Origin of the sequence: Catenibacterium sp. co_0103, assembly GCF_004168205.1 — a bacterium.
Taxonomy (GTDB): Bacteria; Bacillota_I; Bacilli_A; order Erysipelotrichales; family Coprobacillaceae; genus Catenibacterium; species Catenibacterium mitsuoka_A.
In genome coordinates, this window is the sequence record NZ_RCYB01000015.1 from 1 (window position 1) to 11,222 (window position 11,222).

The following is an 11,222-nucleotide window of genomic DNA, read 5'->3' on the forward strand; positions in this document are numbered from 1 at the left end:
AAGAGACGAGGCCACAAGAAAGCCATTATCGCAATTGCAAGAATGATGCTTGTCAGTATATACCATATGATTCTTACCGGAGGGATATTTAATCCTTCAGATTATGAATCATTTAAAAATCCTAAGCCACCTATAAAGCAACAAATTTTAACAGAAGAATCAGCGATTGAATTTCTTAAGAAATCAGGTTTTGATGTTTCTAAATTAACTAAACCATAATATTCAATTATTCTATTTTTTCTAAATTGTTCAAACTTGTTTTTAAGTTTGTCTTTTTTTATAAGTTTTGATTGATTTTTGTTTCACACTTCTCCTTTATTTCATCCTACTAATCATTTATGAAACATCTATGAAATATCTAAAAAAAGCAAGCGACTAAATATACTTTAGATTTACTCAAGCAAAAAAGCCGGAATGTGAACTCCGGACATTGCCTTTAGACAGTTTCTGTGTAAATGCTTATGTCATTGTCTTCTATTTTAAAAGTAAGCCGTCATTTCTAGATAAGAGTCTTAGGGATTCTCAATTTGAATTTTCCAAAATAGTCCTCAATACTATCTGGTTCACCAATCTTGATACCTTTTTCTAATGCCTCTTCAATCCATACTTTCTTTGCATCATTTGCGTATTTCCTATAGAGAAGAGATATCTTACTGATGATGGCAAATCGTTAGGCGCTGTCAACGAGATGATGACAGAAGTGAGTTTAATAATACCGACAACAATATCGTTATGGTATATTAGCTGAATAAGATAACCTATAGCAACACTTTTCTTAAATTGAACATAATGATTTTATTATTTATGCGAGCAGTTAGTCTATAAGATTGACTGCTTTTCTTATACCCGAAGAAAGGAGTTTTAATGAAAGTATGGATAGAATCTAAAGGTAACAGGATTCGTGCCAGTGATAAATCGCTGGTCTATTATTTCTGTATCGGCTGGCTGTTGCTCCTGTTTGTTGCGGTGTTCCTGCTACTGAATCTGCGACAGCTCCTTGTCACAGACTGGACAGACTTTAACCTGCTCCATGTCGGAATTACTTGGACTGCCTACAATTCCATTACGGTTCTGATAACGACTGGTGTTTGTGCATTGGTCGCTTTTCTCTACTACCGTTACTGATATGACCGTATCAAGCGGTTGTTACACCGACAAAAACTGGCTCGTATGATGCTGGAAAATAAATGGTATGATGCCGATACCATACAAGACTGCATTTTTTTACTGACCTACAAAGCAGATCAAGGGAAAAATTCGTCTGGTTGTGTCATTTTTTTAATCGTAATAATTCACAGTCACTTACACCGTGGCTAAATATAGATTATAATATAGCCACAAGAAAGGAGCTGATTGTATGCAGATTATTCCGATGCGTGATTTAAAAAATACGGTTGAAGTAGAACGTCGCTGTGCGGAAGAAAACGGTCCTGTATTCGTAACCAAGAATGGATACGGCAGATTGGTTGTTATGGACATTGATTATTATGAAAAAACCATGAGAAAGATGGATGAAGCAACAACAATATTGGATGGTTTGAAAGATGTGAAATCTGGAAACACAGTAGAAGGAGACACTGCAATTTCTAATATAAGGAGCAAGTATGGCATCTAAATTTGGATATCGACTGACCAAAAGAGCAGAATCTGATTTAGATGGAATTGTCTCGTATATAGCAGTTGAACTTTCAACTCCACAGGCAGCATCTGATTTCGTAGACAAGTTAAAGGATAATATTGACGAAACAAGAGCTTTTCCTGAAAGTGGTTCTCCAGTAGACAATGAATTTTTACAAGTAGAAAATCTCCGAAAGAAACTGATTGGAAATTATATTATGTACTATCTTCCTGATATGAGAGAAAAAATAATTTATATCCTACGTATTGTATATGGCAAACAAAACATCACTGAAATTCATATAAAACTGGATATTTAATTACGTAAGCACCGTTCACGAGTTGATCGATGCTTTTATTTATAGATCCAGGATAAGTTCCATTCCTTTATAGTGTCTTTTGCGCACTTATAGGAATAATGCCCTCTTCTTTCTCTATCAAGAAATCAGTATCATCTGTACAATATATACTCACATATTCTGTTGCTATAAGCTACTGACATATATATTGTTTACTTAGTGTATGCTCATCAAGTTTTGCTATACATCCTAATAATCCTATATCTAATAGATATAATTGAAATGTATTGAAATCCTCATGTATTTTCAAGGGTGCTTTTACCTGTCTAACACGATTCACTATGTATATCAATCCACAATCAGCTAACCACTTAACTGCCTCATCAAAACCTTTACCACGTTTCCCTTCATATGTATTATTAGAAATCTGTATTAGAATACTATTCCATACTTTACTTATTTTTGGACGTGTAAAATCATGTTCATAATCTAATAGAATTCTCTTGTGTATATTGCGTACTTCATCATAACTATGATGACTCACAAAATGTTGTACAGCTTCTGGCATACCACCTACAAAATAATAGTCCTTCAAAGCATCAATTTGTTTAGTTGCTAATAAGAATTCCTTATAGCTAAGTGGATAGAGGTTCATAAGATCTACTTTACCTACTGGAAATGATGTCCCTTGATGTAAATCAATTCCCATGAATGAACAGGCGCATACAATATACTATTCAGGTGCATTTTCATTGAAATATTTTTAAGAAGTTAAGGCTCTAGGTACTTCCTGTAATTCATCAAATATAAGAAGTGTGTTGTCAGGATCATTTTTTTTACCACTATACAGTTCCATACCTGTAATCAAACGTTTTGTATCTAAATCATACGAAAACAAATCTTCCATAGTTACATTATCTTCAAAATTAATATAAACAGTATGAGTATAAGCTTTCTTACCAAACTCTTTCATCAGCCATGTTTTACCTACATGTCTTGCACCATGTATAATCATTGGCTTACGAATAGGCTTTTCTTTCCATTTGAATAATTCTTCTATTGCATATCGACACATAGAGACACCTGCCTTATTATTCCTTTATATCACCTTTTTACATTTTTTACAGCGAAAAAATGTGTTATCACTACACTTTTTACAACGATAAAATGTGTTACCTCTACACTTTTTACAACGAATAAATGTGATACAACTACACTTTTTACAGCGAATAAGTGTAGTACCTCAACATTTTTGAGTATAAAAAAAGACTATCACACATAAGTGTCATAGTCTTTTGAAGTTATAATTTGAAGTTTGCTGCGTCTTTCTTGAACTGTACAACATCTTCATCAGTACCTAATACAAAGTGTGTTTCAGTAATCTGATGCTGAGTACCAGCCGCATAATCAAGACCACTTGTTTCATAATCATAAGAGAATGATTTTCTTACCTTCTCTACTCTTGGGTTAGAATGAGGGATGGCAGATAATAATGATCTTGTATATGGATGGAGAGGATTACTAAAGATTTCATCTGCAGTTCCTGTTTCTACTAAGTGACCTAAATGTAATACACCAATTCTATCAGAGATGTATTTAACCATTGATAAGTCATGAGCGATGAATAAGTAAGCAGCACCTGTTTCTTTCTGCATCTTCTTCATTAGGTTTACAACCTGTGCCTGAATAGATACATCTAGGGCTGAGATTGCTTCATCAGCAATGATTAGATCAGGGTTCATAATTAAGGCTCTTGCGATACCAATACGCTGTCTCTGACCACCAGAGAACTGGTGTGGGAAACGGTTCGCATGTTCTTTTGATAGACCTACCATCTCAAGAATCTTATAAACCTTTTCTTCTCTTTCTTTTTCATCTTTATAATCATGATGAATATCAAGACCCTGAGCAATAATATCAATAACCTTCTTACGAGGGTTTAAACAAGCCATTGGATCCTGGAAAATCATAGCCATCTTAGTACGTAATGTCTTAAGAGCTTTCTTAGACATCTTACCAGTGATATCTTCACCTTCGAAGATGATCTGACCATCAGTTGGATCATATAATCTAATAATGGCACGACCAGTAGTAGATTTACCTGAACCAGATTCACCTACTAAACCATATGTTTCACCTGGCATGATTTTGAATGAAATACCATCAACGGCTTTTACAGTAAACTTTCTAGTTGGATAGAAATACTGTTTTAAATTCTTGACTTCAAGAATTGGAGTCTGACTATTCTTGTCCATTATTTGGTACACCTTCTTTCATCATGTTATCGATTCTCTTTCTTAATGCTTCAGGCATTTCTACCTTTGGCGCATTTGGATGCATTAACCAGCTGGCTACCTTATGAGTTGTAGAACCTTCTACTTTGAACATAGGTGGTTCAATTCTCTTATCGATATTTAATGCATATTTATTACGTGGTGCGAATGCATCACCTTTGATTTCTTTTGTAACGTTTGGTGGTGAACCAGGAATTGTATATAATTCTGGATCATCAGTATTTAAATCAGGCATTGCTGATAAAAGACCCCAAGTATATGGATGTAAAGGTCTGTAGAAGATATCTTCGATAGAACCTGTTTCTACAATCTTACCTGCATACATAACGTTTACGAAGTCAGCTACCTTAGCAACTACACCTAAGTCATGTGTGATATAAATAACTGAAATACCTTTTTTCTTCTGTAAGTCCTGAATTAATTCAAGGATCTTAGCCTGGATAGTTACATCTAGGGCTGTTGTAGGTTCGTCACAGATTAATACATATGGATCACATGATAAAGCGATTGCGATAACAACACGCTGTCTCATACCACCAGATAACTGGTGAGGGTAGTTCTTCATACGTTTTTCTGCATTTGTGATTCCTACTTCTTCAAGAAGTTCTACAGCCTTTTTATATGCTTCTTCTTTAGATGTTCCATAATGATACATCATTGGTTCCATGATCTGTTTACCAATTGTCATTGTTGGGTCTAGAGAAGTCATTGGATCCTGGAAGACCATCGCAATCTTACGACCACGGATTTCCTTCTGGATTTCCTTTTCTGTCATCTTAGTGATATCTACTGTATGTTTTTCATCAGTATCTGAATCATGCCAAGTATAGTCGATTGAACCACTTTCAATACTACCATTCTTAGCTAAGATACCCATGATAGCTTTTGTAGTAACTGATTTACCCGAACCAGATTCACCTACAATCGCAATTGTTTCTCCTTTATAAAGGTCTAAGTTAACACCACGGATGGCATTCACTTTCTTACCTTCAATCTTAAAGGAGATATTTAAGTCTCTGATTTTTAAAATTCTTTCTCTGTCAGCCATAATTACATCTCCTTCATAGTAGGATCAAGTGCATCTCTTAAACCATCACCTAATAAGTTGAATCCTAACATCAATACTGCAAGGATAATAGCTGGGATAGTCATCTGAGTTGGATATACTGTGAACACTTCGAAACCTGAGTTGATCAAAGTACCAAGTGAAGCCTGAGGTACAGTTAAACCTAAACCAACGAATGCTAGATATGCTTCATAGAATATTGCATTTGGGATAGTCATCATAGACATGATGATTAACTGACCAAAGATGTTTGGTAAGATTTCCTTGAATAAGATAAAGATATTGCTTGCACCTAATGTTCTAGAAGCAAGAATGAATTCATCTTCCTTGATTTTTAATACCTGTGCTCTTGTGATACGAGACATAGGAATCCATTCAGTGAAGATTAACGCAAGAATAACGGTATATAAAGAAGGCTTTAATACTGTTAAAAGAATAGTTAATACTACTAGTGTTGGGATAGAGTTGATGATTTCCTGAATTCTCTGAAGGACAGAGTCAATTAAACCACCAAAGTAACCAGAAATTAAACCATAAGTCATACCAACTACGATATCAATAACTACTGCAACTAATGCGATAATTAATGAAATACGAGTACCCTGCCATGTTCTTACGAACAAGTCACGGCCATATTTATCAGTACCAAAGAAATGAGTACCATTTGGAAAAATATTCGCAATACTTGTATCAATTGCATCATATTTCCAATGAGAAATCATTGGTACAAAGATAGCAAGTAAAGCAATGATAATAATACAAGCTAAACCAAAGATTGCACCTTTGTTCTGAGTAAAACGGTAAACAACGTCTTTCCAAGCAGGTCTTGCAGGAGCAACTTCATCAATGTTGATATTCTGTTTATCACCGATAAACTCAAAATCATCTGGCAAAAATTCATATTTCTTGTCATCCATCTTAGTTGTCCCCCTTTCCTAAACGGATACGTGGATCGATAATACCATAAGATACATCGATTACTAACATCATAACGATATACATGAATGCATATAAGAATGAACATGCAACGATGATGTTGTAGTCATTGGCACGAATACTGTTAATTAATAGCTTACCTAAACCTGGTACAGAACAGATCTGTTCTACTACCATTGTACCAGTCATCAAGTTAACTAGGATTGGACCTAAGATAGTGATTACTGGGATTAAGGCATTACGTAATGCATGCTTGAAGATTAATGTCTTACGATCTAAACCTTTAGCCATTGCAAGAGTCATATATTCACTATTTAATACAGAAATCATTTCTGTACGAGTGAAACGAGCTACGTTGGCAATAACGCTCATAGATAAAGCGATAACTGGCAATATAGATGAGAAGATTGGATTCATATCATCATACATTGTTGGCAAGATACGAAGATCATTACTGAACAAGATAACAAGTAATAATGCGAATACGAATGATGGGATAGATACACCTAAGATAGAAATAATAGTTGCGATTGTATCCCAAATAGTGTTCTTGTTTAATGCAGCAACGATACCAAGTAACATACCTACTAATGTACCTAAGATACATGCAGCGATACCATAAGCAAATGAGATCTTAGCTGCGTCAAATACTAATTCAGAAACATTCTGATCTTTGTATAAAACATAAGAAACACCGAAATCGCCTGATAACATATTCTTTAAGTATGTACCATACTGTACTAGAACTGGCTTATCAAGACCATATTTTGCCATAATGACTTTCTGCTGTTCTGGACTCAACTTTTCTGAGTTGAATGGAGAACCTGGCATACAACGAGTCATAATGAACAGAACTGTTAGTATAACAAATAGAGTAATTGCTGAAATAAGCAATCTCTTTAAGATATACCTAATCATGGATTTATCCATATAAATATCACACCTTTCATTTAAAAAAGAAGAACACATTATAGCAAGAGCTATAATGTGTTTATTCTCACTATGTTCTGTTTATTCTTATTTAATAGTTACGTATTTGAATGTATAAGGAACACCAACTGCTGAATGAACAAGTCCTTTTACATTCTTAGCCTTTAATGCTGCAGCACCCTTTTCGAATACTGGAATATAAGCTAAATCATCAAGTGCAGTCTTTTCTACCTGAGTCATTAAGTCCCAACGTTTATTTAAGTCTGATTCAGTCTGAACCTGTTTCATTAATGAATCAACTTTAGCATTGCTGTACTTACCAAAGTTATTTGAGTTACCAGTCAAGAATAAGTTTAAGTAAGTTGTTGGATCAGCGTAGTCTGGACCCCAACGAGTACATGCAATCTCGTAAGTACCATGTTCTTCTCTGTTGTAGATTCTGTCTTTCTTAACAGTTGCAACCATGTTTACCTTCAAGCCTTTTAACTTAGTGAATGAACCCTGTAAGTATTCAGCCATAGTATCCATTGGTGATTCATCAGTACCATATAATAAATCAACTGTGATTGTATCAGTACCTAATTCTTTCTTAGCTGCATCTAAGTATTCCTGAGCCTTCTTAACATCGTAACCTACAAGAACACCTGCATCATCACGGAAGTCTTTACCAGCTGGGCTCTTAGATAACTGTGATGGAACCATACCAGTAGCAGCTCTAGAACCATCCTTTAAGACGCTTTCACATAAGTCTTTTCTGTTAATTGCGTAAGACAATGCTTCTCTTACGTTCTTATCAGCAAGAGTCTTAACTTGGAAGTTTAAGTTTAAGTAGAATAAGAAACCTTCATTGAATGTTGTGAAAGTATCTTTACCTTTATACTTATCTACTAATGTAGAGTTAATTGTTGCATAGTCAACTTTACCATTGTCAAAGTTCTGTGCAGCAGTCTTAGGATCCTGTACTAGGAACATTTCAAGGTTCTTAGTCTTAACTGCTTTTGCATCATAGTACTTATCGTTCTTAGTGAATGTTGCTTTGTTACCTTTGATCCACTTAGTCATCTTATAAGCACCATTAGATAATGTGTATTCTGGTTTAGTACCATAGTTCTTACCACATTTTTCAACGAACTTTTCGTTCTGCGGATAGTAGCATGGGAAAGCCATTAAGTCTGTGAAATATGGAACCTTGTTGTTTAATTCAACAACTAAAGTCTTATCATCAGCTGCTTTAACACCTAAAGTGTTCATCTGTTCATCAGTTGCCTTTGGGCCTAGGTCAATCAACTGACTCGCATTCTTAACTGATGCACCATCATCACCTAACATGTAAGCATATGTACCTGCATTCTTAATAATTTTCTTCCAAGAATAAACGAAATCGTTGGCAGTGACCTCATCACCATTTGACCACTTAGCATCTTTTAAGTGGAAAGTGTAAGTCTTACCATCAGCACTTACATCCCAGTTCTTAGCTAATGCTGGAACAGTCTTGCCTTTGTCATTTAATGCTGTTAAGCCGTCTGTGATTGCGTGGATTGCGTTGTATGACATACCATCATCAACTACTGCAGAATCCATACCCTGGATATCTAATTCACTTGCAAATCTGAAAGTATCTGTATCAGTTTTGCTTCCACATCCAGCAAGTAATGCCGCTGCCATACTTGCAGCAACTAAAACCTTTACTGTTTTCATATTTTCCCCTCCATAATGGATATAATTGTATGATAGCATCCAACTATCATGAAAAACATCTTACACTCTTTGTGTATACATGTCAATATTCATTAGTATAAATCTTTGTGCATTTCATGAATCTATTTTAGTTATTTGTCTTTTCTACAAATTGACTAATTCTAATATTTTTTGCACTTAATTTATTATCACAAAAAGAAAAATCACGCATATAAAAAAGGCACCAATCAGGTGCCTCTTAGTCCATAAATGGGTTGATTTTATCAAGGATTGCATCCTTATTCGCAAAACCAATGATCTGTGTAACAGCCTTTCCTTCTTTAAAGAAAATCATGTTTGGAATTGACTGGACACCGTATTTTGATGCTAAATCAAGTTCATTGTCTACATTGACTTTAACAACAGTTAACTGATCATTTTCAGCATCTAATTCTTCTAATACTGGACCAACCATCTTACAAGGGCCACACCAGTCTGCATAGAAGTCTACTAATACATACTTATTGTTTAATGCTTCATTAAAACCGTTCTGATCTACAATTTTCATATTCTTCACCTCACCTATATTTAAACAGATTGAAGAATATTCCGCAACTTATTTGCTTAGATGAATATCATAGGTCGTATAGGCAAGTTCTATGCCTTCTTCGTTGAAACGCTTATTCATATTTTCAAGTAAACTACACCTAAGTATTTCATAGTCATCTGTGGCTGCCCATACTCTAAGTGTAAAGGTTAATGCACTATCCTTATATTCTGTCATATTCACAAATGGTGGAATATCATGGAGACAATAAGGATTAGATAAGGCTTCTTCCATAATAACCTTCTTAACTAATTCTGTATCACTATCCATTACAACATCAAAGTTTAAATCTACACGACGCATTTCTTCACTTGAATAGTTCACTAATGGTGAGTGTGCTAACTGTGAATTAGGAATGACAATCTTCTTATTATCTAAAGTAAGTAGATTTGTATAGAGTAAAGAGATTTCCTGGATTCTTCCTGTGACACCTGCAACTTCAATTAGGTCTCCTTTTGAAAAAGGTTTCGCTAGTAAGATGATAATACCATCAAAGAAACTGGCAAGTGAATCTTTAATAGCAAGTGCAAAAGCAGCAGAAGCTGCAGTAAATATAGCAAGAATAGAACTTGTATTAATACCAAGCTGTGATAGAGCCATAATCGCAATAATCACAATAAAGACTGTCTTGATGATTGTCTTAAAGAAGTTTAAGACAATTTCATCCTGTGAAGACTTTTCTATAAATTTTGTAAATAACTTATCAAAAATTTTATATACAATATATCCAATAACTATAATGATAAGGGCTTGAAGAGCTTTCTCTCCCATGCCATAAAGTGTTTCTAAGTATTTTTTCACCATTTTTGTAAATCCTTTCATGTACATTTACAGTAATTCGTCTAACTTGATTAGTCAAGAAAATGTTGATTTATTCCTCAAAATTGTTAAAATTGTGTTTGACTGAAGGAGGTCCTTGTATGAAAATTGCAATCATGACAGATAGTAACTCTGGCATTACACAGGCAGAAGCAAAAGAATTAGGTATCTATTGTATTCCGATGCCTTTCACTATAGATGGTAAAGAATTTGAAGAAGATATCAATTTAACACAAGAACATTTCTATGAAAAATTAATGAGTGGTGCAGAAGTATTCACTTCACAGCCAACAATTGGTATTATCGCAAAGAAGTGGGATGAAATATTAAAAACACATGACGCTATTATTCATATTCCTATGAGCAGTGGCTTATCTGGAAGTTGTCAGACAGCAATGATGATGGCGGATGAAGATCAGTATAAAGGAAAAGTATTTGTTGTGGATTCTCAAAGAATCTCAGCTACGCAAAAGGCTGATGTTCTAGATGCTATTGCTATGGCAGATAAGGGATATAGTGCCAAAGAGATTTATGATTATCTTATGAACAATAAGATGAATGCCACTATCTATATTACTGTAGATACACTTGAATATTTAAAGAAGGGTGGACGTTTATCCCCTGCTGCTGCAACTCTTGCTGGTTTATTAAAGATTAAACCTATTCTTACTATTCAAGGTGAAAAGTTAGATAAATATGGTACTTCACGTACTATGAAAAAAGCTCGTAAGATGATGATTGACCAGGTAAAACAGGATATTAGTGATCGTGGCTGGGGTGATGATTATGAAGTAGCATGTGTTTATTCTTATGATAAAGAAGCTGCTTTAGATTATTTAGAACAAGTGAAAGAAGCATTCCCTGATAAAGAGGTCATCTTTGACCGTTTATCATTAAGTGTTGCCTGCCATATCGGTCCAGGTTCACTTGCAGTAGCTGCCTATAAGAAAGGTTCTTATTAAGATGTTCGATAGAAC

12 protein-coding genes and 2 pseudogenes are annotated in these 11,222 nt (G+C 34.7%); 5 read left to right on the plus strand and 9 right to left on the minus strand.

Going from position 1 to position 11,222, the window contains the following annotated elements:
• From EAI80_RS13325 to EAI80_RS04155, 4 genes and pseudogenes are all read left to right on the plus strand, one after another.
• Positions 1–219: pseudogene (locus EAI80_RS13325) on the plus strand (hypothetical protein); the annotation flags it as partial.
• 645 nt (positions 220–864) lie between these two features.
• A pseudogene (locus tag EAI80_RS04145) lies at positions 865–1,265 on the plus strand (ATP-binding protein); the annotation flags it as partial.
• A 92-nt stretch (positions 1,266–1,357) separates the two neighbouring features.
• Complete coding sequence (locus EAI80_RS04150; RefSeq protein WP_129981030.1) at positions 1,358–1,615, plus strand: type II toxin-antitoxin system Phd/YefM family antitoxin; 258 nt, start codon at positions 1,358–1,360, stop codon at positions 1,613–1,615.
• Entirely contained in the window at positions 1,605–1,937 is a 333-nt protein-coding gene (locus EAI80_RS04155; RefSeq protein WP_129981031.1) for a type II toxin-antitoxin system RelE/ParE family toxin, read from the plus strand. Before EAI80_RS04150 ends, EAI80_RS04155 begins: the two co-directional genes overlap by 11 nt.
• A 172-nt stretch (positions 1,938–2,109) precedes the next feature.
• On the opposite strand, the gene EAI80_RS13580 is transcribed toward EAI80_RS04155, so the two are convergent.
• From EAI80_RS13580 to EAI80_RS04195, 9 genes are all read right to left on the minus strand, one after another.
• Entirely contained in the window at positions 2,110–2,625 is a 516-nt protein-coding gene (locus EAI80_RS13580; protein ID WP_202976598.1) for a hypothetical protein, read from the minus strand.
• Between the two features lie 54 nt (positions 2,626–2,679).
• Positions 2,680–2,991, minus strand: a complete 312-nt coding sequence (locus EAI80_RS13585; RefSeq protein WP_202976599.1) for an AAA family ATPase — start codon at positions 2,989–2,991, stop codon at positions 2,680–2,682.
• Positions 2,992–3,217: 226 nt separating this feature from the next.
• A complete protein-coding gene (locus EAI80_RS04165; protein WP_129981032.1) occupies positions 3,218–4,171 on the minus strand; it encodes an ATP-binding cassette domain-containing protein in 954 nt (317 codons plus the stop codon).
• Entirely contained in the window at positions 4,158–5,258 is a 1,101-nt protein-coding gene (locus EAI80_RS04170) for an ABC transporter ATP-binding protein (protein WP_129981033.1), read from the minus strand. Before EAI80_RS04170 ends, EAI80_RS04165 begins: the two co-directional genes overlap by 14 nt.
• A 2-nt stretch (positions 5,259–5,260) precedes the next feature.
• Positions 5,261–6,193, minus strand: a complete 933-nt coding sequence (locus EAI80_RS04175) for an ABC transporter permease (RefSeq protein WP_129981034.1) — start codon at positions 6,191–6,193, stop codon at positions 5,261–5,263.
• A gap of 1 nt (position 6,194) precedes the next feature.
• Entirely contained in the window at positions 6,195–7,142 is a 948-nt protein-coding gene (locus tag EAI80_RS04180; RefSeq protein WP_006504301.1) for an ABC transporter permease, read from the minus strand.
• A gap of 87 nt (positions 7,143–7,229) precedes the next feature.
• Positions 7,230–8,840, minus strand: a complete 1,611-nt coding sequence (locus EAI80_RS04185) for a peptide ABC transporter substrate-binding protein (RefSeq protein ID WP_129981035.1) — start codon at positions 8,838–8,840, stop codon at positions 7,230–7,232.
• A 238-nt stretch (positions 8,841–9,078) separates the two neighbouring features.
• Entirely contained in the window at positions 9,079–9,387 is a 309-nt protein-coding gene (gene trxA, locus EAI80_RS04190; RefSeq protein WP_006504303.1) for a thioredoxin, read from the minus strand.
• A gap of 48 nt (positions 9,388–9,435) precedes the next feature.
• Positions 9,436–10,230, minus strand: a complete 795-nt coding sequence (locus EAI80_RS04195) for a mechanosensitive ion channel family protein (RefSeq protein ID WP_161220276.1) — start codon at positions 10,228–10,230, stop codon at positions 9,436–9,438.
• A gap of 116 nt (positions 10,231–10,346) precedes the next feature.
• Here EAI80_RS04195 and EAI80_RS04200 point away from each other — a divergent pair, with 116 nt between their 5' ends.
• Positions 10,347–11,207: a DegV family protein gene (locus EAI80_RS04200; RefSeq protein WP_129981037.1), complete on the plus strand. Its 861-nt coding sequence runs from the start codon at positions 10,347–10,349 to the stop codon at positions 11,205–11,207.
• The last annotated feature ends 15 nt before the right edge of the window (positions 11,208–11,222 follow it).

Coding starts and splice junctions, on each gene's coding strand:
- EAI80_RS04165 (WP_129981032.1), bottom strand. CDS start 4,171: ATGGACAAGAATAGTCAGACTCCAATTCTTGAAGTCAAGAATTTAAAA.
- EAI80_RS04195 (WP_161220276.1), bottom strand. CDS start 10,230: ATGGTGAAAAAATACTTAGAAACACTTTATGGCATGGGAGAGAAAGCT.
- EAI80_RS13580 (WP_202976598.1), bottom strand. CDS start 2,625: ATGGGAATTGATTTACATCAAGGGACATCATTTCCAGTAGGTAAAGTA.
- EAI80_RS13585 (WP_202976599.1), bottom strand. CDS start 2,991: ATGTGTCGATATGCAATAGAAGAATTATTCAAATGGAAAGAAAAGCCT.
- EAI80_RS04180 (WP_006504301.1), bottom strand. CDS start 7,142: ATGGATAAATCCATGATTAGGTATATCTTAAAGAGATTGCTTATTTCA.
- EAI80_RS04170 (WP_129981033.1), bottom strand. CDS start 5,258: ATGGCTGACAGAGAAAGAATTTTAAAAATCAGAGACTTAAATATCTCC.
- trxA (WP_006504303.1), bottom strand. CDS start 9,387: ATGAAAATTGTAGATCAGAACGGTTTTAATGAAGCATTAAACAATAAG.
- EAI80_RS04150 (WP_129981030.1), top strand. CDS start 1,358: ATGCAGATTATTCCGATGCGTGATTTAAAAAATACGGTTGAAGTAGAA.
- EAI80_RS04185 (WP_129981035.1), bottom strand. CDS start 8,840: ATGAAAACAGTAAAGGTTTTAGTTGCTGCAAGTATGGCAGCGGCATTA.
- EAI80_RS04200 (WP_129981037.1), top strand. CDS start 10,347: ATGAAAATTGCAATCATGACAGATAGTAACTCTGGCATTACACAGGCA.
- EAI80_RS04175 (WP_129981034.1), bottom strand. CDS start 6,193: ATGGATGACAAGAAATATGAATTTTTGCCAGATGATTTTGAGTTTATC.
- EAI80_RS04155 (WP_129981031.1), top strand. CDS start 1,605: ATGGCATCTAAATTTGGATATCGACTGACCAAAAGAGCAGAATCTGAT.